Here is a 19,804-nt window from a genome sequence, read left to right on the forward strand (position 1 = left end):
CGAGCGGACACACTTTTTGTCACTTAACCCGAATCAGACACACTTTTTGTCCATTACCCACGCCGACGCCCAGCGCACCACTAACCAAAAGCAAAAAACGCCAGCTCCAACCGGAACTGGCGTTTAGAATTGCGACCCTGACGGGACTTGAACCCGCGACCTCCGCCGTGACAGGGCGGCGCGCTAACCAACTGCGCCACAGGGCCATCATGATTTTTAGTGGTACTCCCAACGGGATTCGAACCCGTGTTGCCGCCGTGAAAGGGCGGAGTCCTAGGCCTCTAGACGATGGGAGCCCGACTTAACGCTGCAAAGAGTTGGCCACTCAATGGCATATTCCGCGTACATCTGCAGTGTATGAACATTGCAATTGCGCGCGCTCTTGGCAACGTAAAGAACTATAGAGGATAAGTACCCTTTTCCCAAAATCCACGGTTGAACTGGAGTTTCTTACTATTTCCGCGGACGCTACTAGTACTCAGATAAGCTCGCAACTATGGCAATTCCGGATTTCATTGTTCAGCTCCGCGAAAAAGTGGGCCACGCTCCGCTCTGGCTCCCCGGTGTCACGGCTATCGTCATTCGCGATGTTCCGCCGAATGCACCGATGTACGCCTTGCCCGAGGTCTTGCTGGTTCGTCGCTCCGATAATGGTGAATGGACCCCAGTCACCGGAATTATCGACCCGGACGAGCAGCCTCACGACGCCGCCGTGCGAGAGGTAAAGGAAGAAACGGGACTCGATGTCACAGTTGAGGCCCTGCTTGGCACTGGCGCCGTTGGCCCTATCGAACACCTCAACGGCGATGTTGCCTCATATCTGGATATCTCCATGCGCTGCAGTGTTGTTGGCGACGACGTCCCCTATGTCGCTGATGATGAATCCACTGATGTCGGATGGTTCCAGATCTCACAGATGCCACCGATGAAGCCACGCTTCCGCCTGATAGTCGCCGATGCAGTGGCGCAGCTCAAGCACCCGGCGGGCTTCAAGCCACGGATGGGCTACCACAAGCGGGAGAAGTAGGTGCCGCAGAAGGAAAAATACAGGCAAGATACGACAAAACCCCAGGCCGTTGATGACCTGGGGTTTTTCGTGCTTGTGGGCCCTGCGGGGCTCGAACCCGCGACCTGCGGATTAAAAGTCCGTAGCTCTACCAGCTGAGCTAAAGGCCCGCGCAACAAAATAGCCTAGCAATAGCGCGCCGATTTTTGATAATTGCCCCCTCGAGAGTCGATAAGTTCACGCCCCGGAACTTTTTACCCCTCCTGTCCGACTGAATTAATAAGCAGGAATACTGCGGACACTTGATGCAGGCTTCGACAAATCCGTCGGAGTACACGCATCGTTTATGTCTACTTTTTCAGTCGAGGAAACATGGATGTCGTCGATATATCTCGTTGGCAATTTGGCATAACCACCGTCTACCACTTCATTTTTGTCCCGCTGACAATTGGTCTAGCTCCGCTCGTCGCGCTCATGCAGACACTGTGGGCCACGACGAAAAATGACCTCTGGTACCGAGCGACACGATTTTTCGGCACCATCTTCATTATTAACTTCGCCATGGGCGTAGCCACGGGTATCGTCCAGGAATTCCAGTTCGGTATGAACTGGTCGGAGTACTCCCGCATGATCGGTGATGTCTTCGGCGGCCCGCTGGCTCTTGAAGGACTCATCGCGTTCTTCCTGGAATCCACCTTCCTGGGCCTATGGATTTTCGGCTGGGGGCGTATCCCCACCTGGATGCACACGCTCTCGATTTGGATTGTCGCTATTGCGGTGAATATCTCGGCGTATTTCATCATCGTCGCCAATTCGTTCATGCAGCATCCTGTAGGCGCGGTCTACAACCCGGAAACCGGCCGCGCAGAGCTTACAGACTTTGGCGCACTGTTGACCAACTCCACTGCCTTGGCAGCTTTCCCGCATGCCGTGGCCAGCTCTTTCCTTACCGCCGGCACGCTCGTTGTCGGCGTCAGTGGCTGGTGGCTGGTTCAGAGCCGCCGCGGTGGCCAGAGCAATACTGTTCACGAACGGACGTTTCACAAGTCCATGAAGGTCGGGCTCTGGACAACTGTGCTCAGCTCGCTGGCGGTGTTTATCACCGGCGATATCCAGGCCAAGCTTATGTTCGAGCAGCAGCCGATGAAGATGGCATCGGCCGAGTCCCTGTGCCACACGCAGACAGATCCAATGTTCTCGATTCTGACCGTCGGTACGCACAACAATTGCGACTCGGTGCTGCATCTCATCGAGGTGCCATGGGTGCTGCCTTTCCTGGCCGAGGGCAAGTTCAGTGGCGTCACGCTCCAGGGCGTGCAGGACCTGCAAGAAAAAGCTGAGGCGGTCTTCGGCCCAGGCAATTACTCTCCGAATCTGTTCGTCACATACTGGTCTTTCCGCGCCATGATTGGGCTCATGGTCGGTTCTCTGGCTATCGCGTTTTTCGCTTGGCTATTTACTCGCAAGGGGCGCGTGCCGACGGGCAAGCGAGCCCGCATTTTCGCCGCTTGCAGTATCCTCGCGATTCCGTTCCCGTTCTTGGCCAGCAGCGCTGGCTGGATCTTTACGGAGATGGGCCGTCAGCCCTGGATTGTGCACCCGAACCCGGATCACGCGGGCGACCCGCGCACCGAGCTGATTCGCATGACCGTCGATATGGGTGTGTCCGACCACGCACCGGCCACGGTGATTATCACCCTGGTGGGCTTTACCCTGCTCTACCTGATTTTGGCAGTGGTGTGGTTCTGGTTGATTCGCCGCGCAGTTATTGCCGGACCTCCGACCGAATCCGCTGAGGCAATCAACGCCATCGGCAATGACCCCGAGCACGCTGGCCCATCGTCCCCAATCGCTACCGATCTGGGCGCGATCATCTCGTCTCCGGTTCGATTCAACAAGGTCCATGCCCAGTCCGCTGCCAGCCCCGACTCCGAAGTCTCCGCGACTGAGGACACAAAGTAGATAAGGATGTATCTCTGACATGTTCGGATTAGATCTTCCCGTTTTGTGGTTTATCCTGATCGCGTTCCTCTTCGCTGGCTACTTCCTGCTCGAGGGCTTTGACTTCGGCGTCGGAATGCTGCTGCCGTTCGTTGGCCGCGATGAACCGCGTCGTAAAGCGATGCTCGGAACTATCGGGCCGGTATGGGACGGCAACGAAGTGTGGCTAATTACCGCTGGCGGCGCGCTCTTCGCGGCATTTCCGGAATGGTATGCGTCCATGTTTTCCGGCTTCTACCTGCCGCTCTTCCTGATTCTGGTGGCGTTGATTGTCCGTATTGTCGGGCTGGAATGGCGCTTCAAAGTCAACGATGAGCGCTGGCGCGCCTGGTGCGACCGCGCAATCATCTTCGGCTCCTGGTTGCCGCCGATTCTGTGGGGCGTAGCGGTCGCGAACCTGGTGCGTGGTGTCCCGCTGAATGCCGACAAGAACTTGGACTCCGGCTTTAGTACCCTGCTCGGGTTGCTGAACCCGTACGCCCTGGTCGGCGGGATTGCGTTTGCGGCTGTGTTCGCTCTTCACGCAGTTACGTTCCTGCGGCTGAAGACCGCCGGCAAGCTACGCGACGAGGTCGGCAACGCCGCTCGAATTCCGGCACTGTCGGCGCTGATATTTGGCGGCGTGTTCCTCATCTGGACACAGCTGGGCTACGGAAAGACCTGGCTGTGGGCTGTTGTCGTCATCGCCGTCGCGGGGTTGGTCATTGCCATCTCCGCAACCGTAGGCAACCGCGATGGCATCGCTTTTTCCGCAACCGCGGTCACCGTAGTCGCCGTCACCACCGTTGTCTTCGGCGCCATGTACCCGTATCTGATGCCGACGACGCTTGCCGACGGCGTTTCCCTCGATATCTGGAATTCCGCCTCTAACCCTTACACGCTGAAAATCATGACCTGGACCGCGCTGGTGATTACCCCACTGGTGATTGCCTACCAGGCGTGGACATACTGGGTATTCCGCAAGCGGTTGATGGCTGAACGTAAGGTCTCGCAGTAGACCGTCCGTTGGAGGTTAGTTTCTAAAAAGTGGCACCTGTCGATCCGAAACTATTCAAGCTGTCGGCCCCAGCCTGGCGTTGGGTCATTTTCGCGGGCGCACTGACCGCCGCGAGCACAGGTGCCACAATCGCGTTGGGGCTGGCAATCGGCACTATTACGGCGCAGGTTCTGGGTGAGGCAACTCCTAATTGGACATTATTCGCGCTGATAGCCACGGCCGCTGTACTCGTTCGGGTGGCCTGCTCCTACGCGCTCGTGCGTTTCGGCCAATCTGCGGGTGCACGCGTGGCCACAGACCTGCGCAGCCGGGCACTGCGAGCCCTGGCTCTGCGCGATCCTCGCACTGTCGACACCGCGCACTGGCGCGCATTGCTTTCGGTCGGGCTCGATGGTGTGGCCGTCTACGTGGCGGAATTCCTCCCCGCACTGGTGGCCGCAGCGCTGGCTACCCCGATGGCACTGGTCGCAGTCGCATGGTTGGACCTCCCATCGGTTGCCATCGCGGTTGTCACGCTGCCACTCATTCCACTGTTCATGTGGCTGGTAGGTCGCCTCACTGAGGGCCGCACAGAACGTCGTCTGGCCGACATCGGCACCGTGCGTGGCCAAATCCTCGACCTGGTCATCGGCCTGCCAACTCTCAAAGCGCACAACATGGCCGATGCCCCCAGCGAGGAAATCAAGCGCCTGTCGGCCCGCCACCGGAAATCCACCATGGAGGTCCTGCGCATCGCTTTCCTCTCCGCGGCGGTCCTGGAATTCCTCGCCACCCTGTCAATTGCCCTCATCGCCGTCGGCATCGGTTTCCGACTTCTGGGAGGCCACATGACACTGGCGACCGGCCTGGCAGTGCTCATCATCGCCCCAGAAATCTATGGCCCGGTGCGCCAGGTTGGCCAGAGATTCCACGCCGCCCAGGACGGTGTGGTCGCTGCCACCGAAGTCACGGAACTGTTAGACAAGGACGCTGGCCAGACTCCGAACTCCACAGGCACCGCCTCTGAAACGATGGAGGAGGTGGACGAAGGAACGTCGTCAAGCAGTGTCCCCAACGCCCCTACGGTCGTGTTCGAACGCCTTTCCGCGCCGGGGCGAGACGGCGTGCGGCCAAGTGAATTAAGCGCCATCGCGCGGCCGGGCACAGTGACGGTGCTGGCGGGGCCGAACGGCGTGGGCAAGACGACAGCGCTGCTTGCGGTCGCCGGCATCGTGCACGAGGGGTTGAAAGGCTCCGTAACTATTCGCGACGGCCAGCGCATTCTCCGTGACCAGGATCTGCTGCGGCGCATCGCGTGGCTGCCCCAGCGCCCAGTGTTGGACGCAGCGACGGTGGGAGACAATTCGCGGCGCTCGCTCGGGCAACGTCAGCGGGAGGCGCTTCGGCGCGAGCTTGCCGACGACACCCGCGACCTCGTCCTCCTCGATGAACCGACAGCTCACCTGGATACCGACAGTGCGCAGTCCATGATTAGGCTCCTGCGCGCACGTGCCCGGCGCGGAGCCACGGTGATTGCCACCAGCCATGATCCGCTGTTGATTGCGGCCGCCGATGGTGTGGTGGAGGTGCATTCGCGATGACTACTCTGCAAGCGCTTCGTCGCCTGGTGAAACCCCGCGACCTGGTGTGGCCGGTGTTGGCGGGCACCATCACGCTGCTGTCCGCGTTGAGCCTGACAGTGGTGTCGGCGTGGCTGATTACGCGTTCCTGGCAGATGCCGCCACTGATGGACATCACCTTGGCGGTCACGTCTGTGCGCGCGCTGGGTATTTCGCGAGCTGCGTTTCGATACCTCGACCGGTTGGTCTCCCACGATGTGGCGTTGCGAACCGCCGAGCGCTCGCGCGTGAAGCTATGGGAGCATTTCGTGGCCGACCGTACGCTGGCGCTGCGTGAGCGTTCCGATATTGTCACAGCGCTCGGGGCGAATATTGACGCACTTGCCGATGCCGTCGTGCGTTCAATAGTGCCCGCGTTGGTGGCGCTTATGACCTCCCTCATCGCCGTCATCTTTGTGGCTCTACTCTCGCCTGCCGCTGCGGTTCTCCTGGCGGTGGGACTGCTTCTGGCCGGCGGTGTTGCTCCTTACCTGACGTATCGCGCCACTGCGCGCTCAAGTCAGCGTCGCGCGGCCGCGCTTCAGTCGCATGCCGCTGCCGTCGAAGCGCTGCTTTCCGACGCCGCCGGCCTGCGTATCCACGGCCAGTTGGATGAGGCAGTCTCTGCCGCGTCATCCTCCAGCAAAACGGTTGCGGCCATCGATGACGCCGCAGGTCGAGCAAATGCCCGCGCCTCCGCACTGAGCACCGCGGCTAGCGTGTTGACCGCTGTCCTGACCGTGGTCGTAGCGTCATGGTTGGTGACGGATTCGGCCGGGGGCGCTGGAGGCGGTTTGCTGCACTCCCCCGAGTGGCTGACAGTTCTGGTTCTGGTGCCGCTAGCTGCTTTTGAAGCGGTTGGTCCGCTGCCAGCTGCTGCGCAAACACTGGCGCAATCGAGGGAAGCCTTGCTGACGCTCGCGTCAAGTGCGAACGAATCAGAGGAAGCGGATGCCATGCGCTCGTCCCCAGCCCCCACAGCGCCAATTCACACGTCCACGCTCCCTCAGAACCACCTGGCAGTTCGGCCAACTCTGCAGGTTCAAGACTTGATCGTGGGCTACCCCGACGACAACAGCTCGAATACTGCGGAAGGGCCCGCTGCCCAGCCAGCTCAACTGCCGATGCAAAACTTCGAGGTCACCTTTGGCGACTACCGGGAGATCACGGCGCCGTCGGGAAGCGGAAAGACCACGCTGCTGAAAACAATCGCCGGACTAATCCCGCCGGTTGCGGGCACGGTGACTATCACTGACGGGGACGGACGCGAGCTGTGGCGCAGTGCGGCAAGTGCCGGCGAGCCCCACGAAAACACGGAGCAGTGCGACTTGGTGCGTTTTATCGCCGAGGATGAGCACATCTTCGCCACGACGGTGCGGGACAACATCTCTATTGGTAACCCGCAGGTCAGCGACGATGACATTTACTCCGTGCTGGACGCCGTGGGCCTGCGCGATTGGGTCGATGCCGCACCCGACGGCCTGGACACGATTCTGGACAGCGGCGCGGACAGTCTCTCGGGTGGTCAGCGGCGCAGGCTCATTCTCACCCGTGCGCTTGTCAGCACAGCGCCAATCCTGCTTCTCGACGAACCCACCGAACACCTCGACGAAGAGTCGAACCACATCCTGGAAATTCTCCGCAATACCACCGACCTGCCCGGTGGGAGGGGTCGCCGAACGGTGATCGTCGTCAGGCATCCGCGGACGCAGCGCTAACCGGGGCGATCCGATCTGCCAGATAAAACAGATTCGAAAACGGCAGTTCAGCGTGACACAATACTGTACGTGTTAGATACCTCCACGAGTCCACTCAGTGCCGCCACACCCGCCGATGCCACGTCCTCGCACATGCACATCGGCCCCTTTGAGCTCGCCTCCCCCGTGGTACTCGCGCCGATGGCCGGTATCACCAACGTGGCATTCCGAACGCTGTGCCGCGAGCAGGAGCTGCAGCGTACAGGCACGGTCTCGGGCCTCTATGTCTGCGAGATGGTCACCGCGCGAGCACTGGTCGAGCGCAACGAGAAGACCATGCACATGACCACCTTCGCACCTGACGAAAACCCGCGCAGCCTGCAGCTCTACACCACTGATCCGAAGTGGACCTACGAGGCCGCGAAGATGATCGTCGACGAAAACCTCGCCGACCACATCGACATGAACTTCGGCTGCCCAGTACCGAAGGTCACCCGCAAGGGCGGCGGCTCGGCACTGCCATATAAGCGTCGCCTCTTCGGCAACATCGTCGCCGCAGCGGTCAAGGCCACGGAGGGCACGGACATCCCGGTGACCGTGAAGTTCCGCGTCGGCATCGATGACGAGCACCACACGCACCTCGACGCCGGCCGCATCGCCGCTGAGATGGGCGCCCAGGCTGTGGCTCTGCACGCCCGCACTGCAGCGCAGCGCTACTCCGGCCACGCTGACTGGTCGCAGATCGCGCGGCTGAAGGAGCACATGGTCGACTCCGGCTTCAGCGATATCCCGGTGCTTGGCAACGGCGACATCTTTGCCTCCACCGATGCCCGCAAAATGCTCGACGAGACCGGCTGCGACGGTGTCGTCGTCGGTCGCGGCTGCCTTGGCCGCCCGTGGCTGTTCGCGCAGTTGTCCGCCGAGCTGCGTGGCGAAGAAGTGCCGCCGGCACCAACATTTGGTGAGGTCGCGGGGATTATCCGTCGTCACGCGGAACTGCTCGTGGAGCACGAGGGCGAGCGTAAGGGCTGCCGCGACCTGCGCAAGCACATTGCCTGGTACCTGCGGGGATACCCTGCCGGCAGTGAGGTGCGGAAGTCTCTTGCGCGCGTCGATTCGCTGGCAACGCTCGACGAGATTCTCGCACCGCTTTACGACGGCCCCAGCGCCCACGCCCGCCCGGAGGACGCCGACGGCGCCCGCGGCCGACAGGGGTCCCCTGCAAAGGTGGTCTTGCCGGAGGGCTGGCTGGACGACCCGGAGGACGACACCGTGCCCGAGGGCGCGGAGATTATGCACTCCGGTGGCTAAGCTTCGGTTCTGAGCGAGTGTTTACATAACTTTACGAGGGGTAATTGGGGGCTCCCCACTAACGCGCGACGTTGTTGAGGATTGCCTACTATGGAACGCATGCGCACTGTCTACCGAGAACAAATGGACAACTTGGCTCACAGCCTGATTGTGATGTGTGACCGAGTTGGCTCCATGCACAAGCTTGCGAACAAGGCTCTCTTCGAGGCTGATTTGGTCTCGGCTGAAACAGTTCTTTCCCAGATTGATTCTCTCGAGGACCTGCGCCAGGATGCGGAGCAGCGAGCCTTCGAGCTGTTGGCCCGCGAAGCTCCTGTGGCTGGTGATCTCCGACAGATTGTCAGTGGCCTCTACATTGTCGAGGACATCTCCCGCATGGGCGCGTTGAGTGTGCATATTGCCAACGTTGCCCGGCGTCGCCACCCGAACAAGGCACTGCCGGAGCCCGTGGAGGGGTTCTTCCGCGAGATGGCCTCCGTATCTGAGCAGATGACGCACGAAACCCGTCAGGTGCTCATCGACTACGACGTTGACCAGGCATTGGCCTTGGATAAGACCGATGACAGCATCGATGACATTCACCAGCACCTGTTTACGCTGACCAACGACGATAATTGGCCACACTCCCCTGCGCAGACAGTGGATGTCACTCTGCTGAGCCGCTTCTACGAGCGTTACGCGGATCACGCTGTCGAGGTTGCCGCCCGGATTATTTACCTGGCCACCGGTTACAAGCGCGATGTCTACCTGGACAAGCTTGAGGACGAACGCGACCAGCGCAGCTTTAACCAACGCCTGCAGGCCTTGGAGCGTCACCTGCGGATGTAGGTTCGTGAAGCTGCAGGCTGTTGGGAGGCTGGGCTGTTGGGGGGGGTGTTTGGGCTGCGCTGAAGGGATGTTGGGGGTGGCTGCTGGCCTGGGGCGCGGGTTTTTAGGCCGGAGTGGAGCCGTTTTTAAGCCACACCAGGCTAAACACCTCCCCAGCCACAACACCGCCTCAAACCGAGAAACTGACTAGGTTTATGACACTTTACTGTGAGTAAACGCTATTCATCTGACATAAACCTAGTCAGTAACTGCTTGATCCCGCCACAAAAACTGTTTTCCCCGGCACAAATCACCTCCGCGGTTAGACAATCAGGTGGCAAAACATGTGCGCGACATAGCAATCTCATAAACTGCAACAACAATAAGAACCCCGTACCTCGCGTGAACACGCGTGAAGTACGGGGCTCTTATTGGCTTATTACGGCATACGCAAAGCGTTTAGCCGAAGCGACCGGAGATGTAGTCCTCGGTTTCCTTCTTGTCTGGATTCTCGAAGATCTTCTTGGTCGGGCCAACCTCAACCAGGCGACCCGGCTTACCGGTTGCCTCGAGGGAGAAGAATGCGGTCTGATCGGACACACGAGCTGCCTGCTGCATGTTGTGGGTCACGATGACGATGGTGAATTCTTCCTTCAGCTCATGAATCAGGTCCTCGATTGCCAGGGTGGAAATCGGGTCCAGTGCGGAACACGGCTCATCCATCAGCAGAACTTCCGGCTCAACTGCAATTGCACGTGCGATGCATAGACGCTGCTGCTGACCACCGGAGAGGCCGCCACCCGGCTTGTCCAGGCGGTCCTTGACCTCATCCCAGAGGTTGGCGCCGCGCAGGGACTTCTCGGCAACCTCCTGGAGATGAGCCTTGTTTTTAACACCGGCCAACTTCAGGCCAGCCACGACGTTGTCCTCGATGGACATGGTCGGGAACGGGTTCGGACGCTGGAACACCATACCGATGGTGTTACGAACGGAGACCGGATCGATCTTCGGGCCATAGATGTTTTCGCCGTCGAGAAGCACCTCGCCAGTGACGTAGGCACCCGGGATGACCTCGTGCATACGGTTCAGCGAACGGAGCACGGTGGACTTACCACAGCCGGACGGGCCAATGAATGCGGTAACGGAACGCGGCGGGACGTGCAGGTCGACGTTCTGCACAGCGTGGAAATCGCCGTAGTAGATGTTGACATCGTTAAGGTCTAGGCGCTTAGCCATGGTCTTTCAAAAACCTTCCTTGAAATAGCGGACGTTAGGCGCCCAGCATTAACTGCTCTTGACGGAGAACTTGGCGGATACGAAGCGCGCCAGGATATTGATGAGGGCAATGATGAGAACCAGCGTGAGCGCTGCGCCCCACATCTTGTCGAATGCCGCACCGGTATTACCGGCCTTGTACATGTCCAGCATGAACAGCGGCAGCGAGGACTGCGACTGGCCGAACGGGTTATAGGTGATGATTCGCGAGGTTGCAACCAGGATCAGCATCGGTGCGGACTCACCCATGACGCGGGCGACGGCCAGCATGACGCCGGTGACGATGCCCGACAGTGCGGTCGGGAGCACAATCTTCAAAATGGTCTTCCACTTCGGAACACCCAGAGCGTAAGAGGCTTCACGCAACTCGTGCGGAACGATGCGCAGCATTTCCTCGGTGTTGCGCACAACGATCGGCAGCATCAGCAGAACCAGCGCCAGCGAGACAGCGAAACCGGAACGGCTCATGCCGAACATGACCACCCACATCGAGTAGATGAACAGCGACGCGACGATCGACGGCACACCGGAGAGGATGTCGACCATGAAGGTGGTGACCTTGCCCAGACGGGAGTTACCTGCATACTCGACCAAGTAGATGGCGACGAAGATACCGAACGGCACGGTCATGAGAGTCGTGACCAGAGCCTGAACCAAGGTACCGACGATTGCGTGAGCAACACCACCGGCAGACGCACCAACAGTGACACCACGCTGGGAAGCAGTCCACCACTCACCACTCAGCAGTGACGGGGTGCCTCGGACGACAAGCTCGAAGAGAACCCACACCAGCGGGATCAGGGCAAGAGCCATGCAGCAGTAAATGAGGACCGTGGAGACGTTGTCTGCCACCTTGCGGGAACCCTTAATTTGGGTGAAAGCCGACTCCGTGGTGGGGACCATGTCTGCAGGGCCGTGAGGCGAAGAATCAGTAGTTGAACTAGTCATTGTTACTTCTCGTTTCTTTTCCTACGACCTTGCTACTTCTTCGCAATCATTCGGGCTGCGGAGTTGACCACGAAGGTCAGCAAGAACAGCACCAAACCTGCGGACATGTATGCGCCGGCCTTGAGGTTGTCATTGAACTCTGGTGCCGCATTAGCAATTGCGGTTGCGAAGGTGGTACCACCATCGAAAAGCGAGCCACGGAATGCCGAGGACGGGGAGATCACGAGGTAGAGAGCCATCGTCTCACCGAGAGCACGTCCCAGACCCAGCATCGAGCCGGAGATAAAGCCAGAACGACCGAATGGCAGAATAGCCAGCTTGACCATCTCCCAACGGGTCGCACCGAGAGCCAGCGATGCCTCAATGTGACCACGCGGGGTCTGAACAAAGACCTCACGGGTGGTAGCCGCGATAACCGGCAGAATCATAATTGCCAGCACAATGCCACCGGTGAAGAGGTTTCGACCGGTCTCGAATGCCGGCGAGTTTGGGTACAGGGCAAACATCGGGATAAAGCCCAGTGTCTTAGCCAACCACCCGTACAGACCAGCCAAGGCCGGACCGAGAGCCATAAAGCCCCACAGACCGTAAACAATCGACGGCACTGCGGCCAGCAAATCCACGAGGTAACCCAGCGGCTTGACCATCTTCTTTGGAGCATAGGCAGTCAGGAAGATGGCAATACCCAGCGCAACCGGCATAGCCAGAATCAGCGCCAGGATGGAAACCGCGACGGTCACCAGAAACATGTTCGGAATACCGAAGTACATGGCGGAGGTATCCGCCAGGTTCCATCGTTCGGTGTAGGTGAAGAAGTTCGCTTCGTTACGGGACATTGCCGGAACTGCGCGCAGGAGCAGGAACACTGCAATTGCGATGATGGCAGCAGTCACCAATGCGGAAGATCCTACCGCCAGAATCTTGAAGATTCGGTCACCAGGACGAACAACGCCGGTCTGAATGGCTTGCTCTTCCGAGCTCTCGTCGCCGGAGGAATCCACCTGCGGTGCTGAGGACTGCAACAGACTGCTGTCTACAGCCTCCTGCTTCCCTTCAATGGGAGTCGAGGAACTCATGATCTCATTTCCTAAGTAGAAGTGATTTGTGCTTCAACGCACATGAAGACCGATTGGCCTCAGTACCCCTCTACGAGCGGTACCCAATCAACTGAGGTGTCGATATATAAAGCCAACCGGTCTACGTCAGGTTTTCGGCCTACAGCTCAAATCTGCGTGGCCGGCTGAAGTGACCCTCGCGCCAACTGGGGTAACGACAGAGCTCACTCTGCTTTCACCCGCGTTGCACGCAAAGAATTACTTGATAGCGTCAACCGCTGCGGACAGCTTGTCCTTGAACTCACCTTGAACCGGGATGTAACCCAGCTCTTCGAGCTCTGGGCCCTGGCCCTCTTCCAGAACAACCTTCAGGAAGTTCTTAACCAGGTCACGAGTCTGCTCGTCGTAACCAGCGGAGCAGACGATTTCGTAAGTGGTCAGAACCAGCGGGTAAGCGCCTTCCTCATCCATTGCGAACAGAGCGTCGGTGTCAACAACCATGTTGTGACCCTCAGTCTTGAACGTGACGGAATCCAGAGCCTTACCGACGGTGTCGTTGTTCAGCTCAACCGGACCATGACCGAAGTCCATCTTGGCGATGCCCAGGTCCTTGTCCTCAGCGAAGCCAGCCTCGACGTAGGTGATAGCACCGTCGATGTTGGCGACCTCGTTGACAACACCAGCCGAGCCGTTAGCACCCTGGCCAGTAGCAGTCGGGAAGGACTTGGAAGCCTCGTGCTGCCACTGCTCCGGAGCAGCTGCGCTCAGGAACTTCATGAAGTTATCAGTAGTACCGGACTCCTCAGAGCGGTAGACAACCTTGATGTCCTTCTCCGGAAGATCGACACCCTCGTTGACCTCAGCGATCTTCGGGTCGTTCCACTTGGTGATCTTGCCGTCGAAGATTTCAGCAACCAGAGCCGGGGTCAGAGCGACGTCAACACCCTCGAGGTTGTAGGCAACGGCAACCGGACCGATAACCATCGGCAGGTGCCATGCTTCATTGCCGTCGCAGCGCTTCTTAGCCTCTGCGACCTGGTCCTTGCCGTCCTTCTCCTTCAGCGGGGAGTCAGAGCCAGCGAAAGCAACGGTGCCGGCAATGAACTGAGTCTGACCGGAACCAGAGCCAGATGCGTTGTACGACAGGGTCGAGCCGGTCTCTTCAAACTTGGTGGCAAACAAATCCATGGCGCGCTGCTGCGAGGTAGCGCCCTCGCCCTGCAGCTCACCGGTGACGTCAGCCAGACCCTCAACGTTAGAAGCGCCTTCGCCGCCCTCTTCAGAGCAAGCAGCCAGGGTAAGGCTTGCAACAGCGGCCAAACCAATGACAGATGCCGCACGGTTCTTCTTCAGCACAGTAAATCCTCCGGGGTTTTACACAATGAGTGAAACAGTTCACGTGGAACCGCCACACTCCGGTCCACTGCGCTGAACCTATCTACCGATAGTAACCGGAACCTGTTCAGAACATTAACAATTGGTGAACGGCGCAAGTAATTCTTTATTTATCCTCATTTTCCCTGTAAGAGGCCCTAAAATGCGCCCCTGAAACACTGAGGATTGGACAGCATCTCCTCAAAAACACAAGAATCATTGCCCCCGCGCCAGAGGAAAACCACCTAAAACTGAGATAAAGCTAAGCTCCCCCTTCAACAACTCGCCTTCAATAACTCCCCCAATAAACCGAACCGTCGCATCTACGCGCCGTACATCACATCACGGCGGGCCACCTCGAAACCGACCGCACGGTACGTGCGCACTGCCGGCGCATTGTCGCCTTCCACATAGAGAATTACCTTTTCCGCTCCCCGGTTCCGGAGATAGGAAAGCCCAACATTGGTCAGCCATCGCCCCAGGCCACGTCCGCGTGCCTTCGAGCTCAGCCCGATCACATACACCTCACCAGTTGGCACAGACTCCTCGGCGTGCCACTTCGTCCAGTGGAAACCGCAAATCTCCTCCGCACTGTCGCGCGCCCCGGCCACATCCGCAGCAAAGAAAACGCCCTCCGGGTCGAACCACTGCACGTTTCGAGCTCGATCGAGTTGTGGCTGCGACCAACCACCCTGCTCCGGATGCCAGTCAAACGCCTCGTTATTCACAGCCAACCACGCCCGATCCACGGCCGCCTCACCCCACTTCGCACGTGCCGCAGTCAGGGTTAGCGCTTCAACATCATCACGCTTATCGACGTCCCCCGCCGCCTTCTCCAACGCTGAGCTCGAAATGGACATCTGCAACAGCTCGCGGATGACCTTGCGTCCCGTCAACTCTGCCAAACGACTGGCACCGGCAACATCTCCGTGAGCCCAGATAGGCAGGCGCTCGCCGACCTCAGCATCGATGTGCGCTAGCAGCTTCGCCCCCACTCCTTGCTTACGAAACTCCGGGTCAACAGCCATTTCCACAGCATCTGGCGCAACGGCTGCCAGGCCCAAGTAACGGTCGTTCTCAATAATCGCAAAGTGTCGATGCCCGAAAGAGTCGTCGTCAAGCCCTCGGACGAAAGCCTCGCCGAACGCCTCCACGCCGTCGGCGGAGTGGGCGTGCTGCAGTAGCGTATCGGCGGCGGTGGTGTCTACGTCAAGCAGTTCGGTTACGTTCATACGCCCCACCCTATACACAGCAGCGAATTCAACACTTCCCCGATGTCGTCTGAGCCAAAAGCGATGGGGTACTAATAGAGTGTGTCCATTTCCCGACGACAGAAGAAGATCGGTGGCTCTATCCTCGCCGTTGCCGCGCTGGTGATTGCCACCGACATGGGCTTCGCCAGCCATGCGGAGTACAAGCTCTCCGAGCATATTCAGGAGACTGCTCAGCTGGAGATGACCCCATACGTCGCCATTGGTGGCAAGGCCTACTTGTCTTCCTTTGTTACGGGTAAGTGGAGCTCCGTAACCTCGCGCATCCGCGATGTCGAGGTGCCCGACTTCGGCTTGGTATCTCTGGAGTACGGAGCTTCCAACGTTAAGATCCCGGCATCGGCAGTGCTCAGCGGTAATTTCCCAGAATCGCCGACGAAGCAGTACTTCACTAAGCTCTCGCTCGACGGTGTCTCTCTGGGAAACAAGCTGGGACTGACCGATTTGAGCATCCAGAGCCTGAAGGACTCCTCCCCCACCGGCGGCTGGGAGACCGAGGCTATCTTCGAGGCCACGCCAGCCGGATGGCAGGGAAAAACCCAGGTTACGGCGAAGTTGCGCATTGTCAGCCGCGACGTGGTCATTACGCCGATGGAGATTATTTCTGCGCCCTCGTCCCCAACGGATTCTAAAAGCCACATCAAACCTGAGCTGTCTGAGGCTGATACGCAGCACATCATGGACACCTTCGCTCTGACGCTGCGGGATTCAGAGATACCGATGGGCATGCCGGCGACTCGCGTGTACGTGTCGGGCGGTTCTATCACCATCGAAGGCGAACAGATTCTGTGCACCGTGTCGCCAACAAACTTCATGCCGCCGACATCCCAGCAGGATGCCGAGGCGTCAGCTCAATCCACGGAGAAGCTGCCGGAGAAGAACTGTCGGGTGCGTCGCTAAGGCCGTCGTCAAGCATCGCCGTTAAGCGTCGGTGCAGCGTTAGCACCATGCGACAACAGCCCATACATGGCCACAAGAGCTTCAGCGGTAGAGTGTGAAGCATGACCGAGAAGAATGGCAGCAACCAGACAGACGCCGCTACACAGGAGCCTGCAGCTGCGGAAGCCCCTCGCCTCGACGGCAACGAGGCCATCAACCGCGCGGCCGAACAGGCCAAGAGCACCGCTACGCGCAACATCACTGAGCTTGAGGGGCTCCCGATCCCCGACGAGACCGCTAACCTGCGCTTCGGCCCGAATATTCACGACGGCCTGCTGGCACTACTGCCGCTGGTCGGCGTGTGGCGCGGTGAGGGGCAGGCGAACACTGTCGTCGACGGCGAGTACAACTTCGGCCAGCAGCTCATCTTCAGCCACGATGGCGAGAACTACCTGAAGTATGAGTCGCGCATCTGGAAGCTGGACGAAGAAGGCAAGCCGACCGGCCCTGACCAGCGCGAAACAGGATTTTGGCGCATTAACAACGAGGACGAGATTGAGTTCATCTGCGTCCACTCCACCGGCGTCACTGAAATCTACTACGGCAAGCCGGTTTCCGAGCGCGCATGGGAGCTGCAAGCAGCCTCCACAATGGTCACTGCTACCGGTCCTGCATCCCTTGGCCCGGGCAAGCGCCTCTACGGTCTGATGCCGAACAACGATCTCGGGTGGGTAGACGAGCGCCTGCGGGATGAGGAATTCGCTCCCCGCATGTCCGCGCAGCTCAAGCGCTACGCGGGCTAGGTTCTCCCCGCTTTACGACGGACGTTGTGTGGCCTTACTGCGGGGCTCTACTGCGTCAAGCCCCACCGTTTGGCGCCCTACTGCGTCGCCAGCGCCTCGTCACACAGGTCGCGGAATTCCTTTTCCGCGATTGCATCCGGCTGCCGGATGGGCTCACCATCGATGGACTTAACCACGACCGCGATACGCACCGAAGACACCAGCCATACCGCATCGGCGGTGAATAGGTCCCCGGGCACCAGGACCGTCGGGGTGACTTTCCAGCCGCAGTTGGCGGCTGTTTCAAACAGCGCTGCCTGAGTTGTGCCCGGCAGCACTCCTTCACCGGGGTTGGGAGTCAGCAGTTCATTGCCGCGCTGAACGATGATGGTCGATGTTGGGCCTTCCAAGAGCTTGCCCTCTGCGGACGTGAAGATGACATCGTCAAAACCCTTGGACTTGGCATAGCGCAAAGCGGCCACATTAGCTGCGTATGACAACGTTTTCGCGCCGATGAGCGCCCACGGTGCACGGGAGCCAAGGTCGAGCGAGAAACCGCGCTCTGCAAGCATGACCGATACCGGCTTCAGACGGTTTTCCGCCACCCTTTCCGCAGAGCTAGCCAAAACGTAGCCAGTCGGCTTTCCAGTGGACTCGCGACCACGCGAGTAAACCCACCGCAACGTCGCATCCCCCTCAATTGACCTATCGCGCAACTCCTGTAGTGCGACCTCGGTAGCCGCCCGCCACTGCTGCAGATCTGGGGCTGGCAAATCCAGCATTAGTGCTGACGATGCGAATCGCTTCTCATGCCGGTCGGTATTACAGGTATGACCACCCCTGACCAGGAGTGTTTCAAAAACTCCGTCGCCGCGAATAGCTCCGAGATCATCCGCGTAGAGGAATGGCTGTCCTGCCTCGACAGCAATCGGGCCGCCGTCTGCAAAGACGTCGATAAGCACTAGAGAAGAAAGCGAATCCGTCATACACACAAGCTTAATCCATGCTTAATTTGAGGATTTCTGGTTAACATGAGGGAGTGAGTGTTGAGTATGTAAGTCCTTTGATGTCTCACGTGGCTGGCGCCGCTGCCCTCGAACTGGGCGGACAGATGGAAGGTTTGGAGAAGGCCTCAGAGAACGCCCCAGACGGAAACTCAGCGAAAAACGTTGAGCAAACCGCAGGGCAAGCTAGCGTGGCATGGCACTACGGCCGTCCGCTGGTAGAGCAACGTCACCTGCAGGAGGACTGCGGAGTAGTAGATCGCTCGTACTACCGCGTTATTGAGGTCACTGGCGAGGATCGCCTGACTTACCTCAACACACTTTTTTCGCAGAAGGTCGACGAAGCCGCTCCTGGCACTGTCACTGAAGCACTGAACCTGGATGCAAACGGTCACGTTCTCCATCACATGACGTTGACTGTTTTGGACGATTCCGTGCTTATCGACGTGCCCCCTGCCGGCTTCGACTCCCTGTTGAAGTACCTGAACATGATGGTGTTCTGGTCCAAGGTGGAAATTGCTGAGGTAGAAAGGGCGATTATTTCCGTCATGGGGCCGAATGCCCCTGAGGTCCTGGTAGCCGCTGGTCTCGCATTCCCGCAGGTGGGTAAAGCTACGACTGTGGGACATTCCTACGTCCGGCACCTGCCGTGGCCACGCGGCGGGCGTGTGGATGTGCTCGTACGCCGACAGGATTTAGTCGGTGCTTGGGACGCGCTGGTGGCCGCTGGCGCCTCCCCAGTCGGCCTGATGGGCTGGGAGGCCGAACGCGTAGTCTCCTTGCGGCCAGAGCTGGGAATCGACGTAGACGAGAAGATGATTCCGCATGAGGCTCCGCGCTGGATCGCCTCTGAATTCGACACGGCTGCCGTGCACTTGGACAAGGGCTGCTATCGCGGCCAAGAGACGGTATCACGTGTCCACAATGTTGGTCGCTCCCCACGAGTTTTGGTGATGCTGCAGCTCGACGGCTCGGCCACCCTGCCGGAAACCGGCGATCCAGTGATGATGGGCAAGCGCGCCGTGGGCCGCGTGGGCACCGTCGTGCAACATGCCGATTACGGCCCGATTGCTTTGGCTCTGCTTAAACGCTCAGCTCAGGAGCGCGAGGGCCTTGTGGTGGGTGACTGCGCCGTGGCCGTCGACCCTTCCTCCATCGACCGCGTTGAGCAGCTGCCGCCGGGCCGTGTGGCCATCAACCGCCTGCGTGGGAAATAGGTAACAGGAAATAGGTAAAGCCACCAGACAGAGTGGTGAAAAAATAACTTTTTCCATTCTTTTTCAGAAAGGACATTTCCCCAGGCCACAGCACATATTGAGTTGTCTGAGCGCGAGGACACGACCCACTATGGGCCTCCCCGCGTAACCCCTTCGTCTAAAAATCGGCTATGGTGTCTTACAGGAATTAACGCAATAAGACATAAGTGGGTCGGCCGTATCCCCGTGCCGCCCCACGGATTACACAAGGGGGTCAGGCCATGGGTCGCGGCCGTGCGAAAGCAAAGCAGGCGAAGGTTGCCCGTCAGCTCAAGTACGATTCACCAGAAATGGATTTGGAACGTCTGCAGCGGGAACTCGTCGGCAAGTCGAACGAGTCCGATCGAGACGACTATTACTCTGACTGGGAGGAATGGGCCTCAGGCGCTGGTCGCGACAGCTAGCGCAAGCTAACCGCTGTCGTATTTTCCGCAAAGCGTTTCTATTTCAATAAAGCAAGCACCCACCAACGATTCCGTTGGTGGGTGCTTGCTTTTGCTTAGTCGACTGCGTTTATGGGTTAAGTGACAAAAAGTGTGTCCG

General features: G+C 59.1%; 17 protein-coding genes and 3 tRNA genes. 11 read left to right on the top strand and 9 right to left on the bottom strand.

From position 1 onward, the window contains the following. Positions 1–132 precede the first annotated feature (132 nt). A tRNA-Asp gene (locus HMPREF2849_RS03225) sits at positions 133–206 on the bottom strand. A 14-nt stretch (positions 207–220) separates the two neighbouring features. Beyond that, positions 221–296, bottom strand: a tRNA-Glu gene (locus HMPREF2849_RS03230). 200 nt (positions 297–496) lie between these two features. Between HMPREF2849_RS03230 and HMPREF2849_RS03235 the strand changes: the two genes are divergently transcribed. Next, positions 497–1,027: an NUDIX hydrolase gene (locus HMPREF2849_RS03235; protein ID WP_016421372.1), complete on the top strand. Its 531-nt coding sequence runs from the start codon at positions 497–499 to the stop codon at positions 1,025–1,027. A 76-nt stretch (positions 1,028–1,103) separates the two neighbouring features. Here the strand turns inward: HMPREF2849_RS03235 and HMPREF2849_RS03240 are convergent. Further along, positions 1,104–1,176, bottom strand: a tRNA-Lys gene (locus HMPREF2849_RS03240). 202 nt (positions 1,177–1,378) lie between these two features. On the opposite strand from HMPREF2849_RS03240, the gene HMPREF2849_RS03245 reads away from it, so the two are divergent. The 6 genes from HMPREF2849_RS03245 (at position 1,379) to phoU (ending at position 9,438) form a co-directional block, all read left to right on the top strand. Further along, the gene (locus HMPREF2849_RS03245) at positions 1,379–2,968 is read left to right on the top strand and encodes a cytochrome ubiquinol oxidase subunit I (RefSeq protein WP_049190245.1); all 1,590 of its coding nucleotides are present in this window, start codon (positions 1,379–1,381) and stop codon (positions 2,966–2,968) included. 19 nt (positions 2,969–2,987) lie between these two features. Then, positions 2,988–4,004 carry a cytochrome d ubiquinol oxidase subunit II gene (gene cydB / locus HMPREF2849_RS03250; protein WP_049190244.1) on the top strand — a complete coding sequence of 339 codons (1,017 nt, stop codon included), beginning with the start codon at positions 2,988–2,990 and terminating at the stop codon, positions 4,002–4,004. Between the two features lie 29 nt (positions 4,005–4,033). Continuing rightward, on the top strand, positions 4,034–5,584 hold the full coding sequence (locus tag HMPREF2849_RS03255; RefSeq protein ID WP_083327211.1) for an ABC transporter ATP-binding protein/permease: 1,551 nt from the start codon (positions 4,034–4,036) through the stop codon (positions 5,582–5,584). Then, positions 5,581–7,320: a thiol reductant ABC exporter subunit CydC gene (gene cydC, locus HMPREF2849_RS03260; RefSeq protein WP_070862592.1), complete on the top strand. Its 1,740-nt coding sequence runs from the start codon at positions 5,581–5,583 to the stop codon at positions 7,318–7,320. The genes HMPREF2849_RS03255 and cydC overlap by 4 nt, the downstream gene beginning before the upstream one ends. 132 nt (positions 7,321–7,452) lie before the next feature. Further along, on the top strand, positions 7,453–8,610 hold the full coding sequence (gene dusB / locus HMPREF2849_RS03265) for a tRNA dihydrouridine synthase DusB (RefSeq protein ID WP_049193809.1): 1,158 nt from the start codon (positions 7,453–7,455) through the stop codon (positions 8,608–8,610). A gap of 90 nt (positions 8,611–8,700) precedes the next feature. Then, a complete protein-coding gene (gene phoU, locus HMPREF2849_RS03270; RefSeq protein ID WP_080969597.1) occupies positions 8,701–9,438 on the top strand; it encodes a phosphate signaling complex protein PhoU in 738 nt (245 codons plus the stop codon). Positions 9,439–9,876: 438 nt separating this feature from the next. Here phoU and pstB read toward each other — a convergent pair whose 3' ends face one another. The 5 genes from pstB to mshD all read right to left on the bottom strand — a co-directional run bounded on the left by pstB (position 9,877) and on the right by mshD (position 15,301). After that, positions 9,877–10,653 carry a phosphate ABC transporter ATP-binding protein PstB gene (gene pstB, locus HMPREF2849_RS03275; protein ID WP_016421380.1) on the bottom strand — a complete coding sequence of 259 codons (777 nt, stop codon included), beginning with the start codon at positions 10,651–10,653 and terminating at the stop codon, positions 9,877–9,879. 48 nt (positions 10,654–10,701) lie between these two features. After that, entirely contained in the window at positions 10,702–11,595 is an 894-nt protein-coding gene (gene pstA / locus HMPREF2849_RS03280; protein ID WP_049173081.1) for a phosphate ABC transporter permease PstA, read from the bottom strand. Positions 11,596–11,672: 77 nt separating this feature from the next. After that, positions 11,673–12,716: a phosphate ABC transporter permease subunit PstC gene (gene pstC, locus HMPREF2849_RS03285; RefSeq protein WP_049173061.1), complete on the bottom strand. Its 1,044-nt coding sequence runs from the start codon at positions 12,714–12,716 to the stop codon at positions 11,673–11,675. A gap of 237 nt (positions 12,717–12,953) precedes the next feature. Next, positions 12,954–14,051 (bottom strand): phosphate ABC transporter substrate-binding protein PstS, encoded by a 1,098-nt coding sequence (pstS, locus tag HMPREF2849_RS03290; RefSeq protein ID WP_016421383.1) that lies wholly within the window; start codon positions 14,049–14,051, stop codon positions 12,954–12,956. Positions 14,052–14,392: 341 nt separating this feature from the next. After that, positions 14,393–15,301: a mycothiol synthase gene (gene mshD / locus HMPREF2849_RS03295; protein ID WP_070653393.1), complete on the bottom strand. Its 909-nt coding sequence runs from the start codon at positions 15,299–15,301 to the stop codon at positions 14,393–14,395. Positions 15,302–15,382: 81 nt separating this feature from the next. Here mshD and HMPREF2849_RS03300 point away from each other — a divergent pair, with 81 nt between their 5' ends. Both HMPREF2849_RS03300 and HMPREF2849_RS03305 read left to right on the top strand, forming a co-directional pair. After that, entirely contained in the window at positions 15,383–16,240 is an 858-nt protein-coding gene (locus tag HMPREF2849_RS03300; RefSeq protein WP_070653392.1) for an LmeA family phospholipid-binding protein, read from the top strand. Positions 16,241–16,341: 101 nt separating this feature from the next. Then, positions 16,342–17,022 carry a heme-binding beta-barrel domain-containing protein gene (locus tag HMPREF2849_RS03305; protein ID WP_070862593.1) on the top strand — a complete coding sequence of 227 codons (681 nt, stop codon included), beginning with the start codon at positions 16,342–16,344 and terminating at the stop codon, positions 17,020–17,022. A 77-nt stretch (positions 17,023–17,099) separates the two neighbouring features. On the opposite strand, the gene HMPREF2849_RS03310 is transcribed toward HMPREF2849_RS03305, so the two are convergent. After that, complete coding sequence (locus HMPREF2849_RS03310; protein WP_070862594.1) at positions 17,100–17,987, bottom strand: aminodeoxychorismate lyase; 888 nt, start codon at positions 17,985–17,987, stop codon at positions 17,100–17,102. Between the two features lie 80 nt (positions 17,988–18,067). On the opposite strand from HMPREF2849_RS03310, the gene HMPREF2849_RS03315 reads away from it, so the two are divergent. Both HMPREF2849_RS03315 and HMPREF2849_RS03320 read left to right on the top strand, forming a co-directional pair. Beyond that, positions 18,068–19,222 carry a CAF17-like 4Fe-4S cluster assembly/insertion protein YgfZ gene (locus HMPREF2849_RS03315; protein ID WP_016421388.1) on the top strand — a complete coding sequence of 385 codons (1,155 nt, stop codon included), beginning with the start codon at positions 18,068–18,070 and terminating at the stop codon, positions 19,220–19,222. A gap of 260 nt (positions 19,223–19,482) precedes the next feature. Further along, complete coding sequence (locus HMPREF2849_RS03320) at positions 19,483–19,665, top strand: DUF3073 domain-containing protein (protein ID WP_005511943.1); 183 nt, start codon at positions 19,483–19,485, stop codon at positions 19,663–19,665. The last annotated feature ends 139 nt before the right edge of the window (positions 19,666–19,804 follow it).

Origin of the sequence: Corynebacterium sp. HMSC073B01 (assembly GCF_001838255.1) — a bacterium.
Lineage (GTDB): Bacteria > Actinomycetota > Actinomycetes > Mycobacteriales > Mycobacteriaceae > Corynebacterium > Corynebacterium jeikeium_D.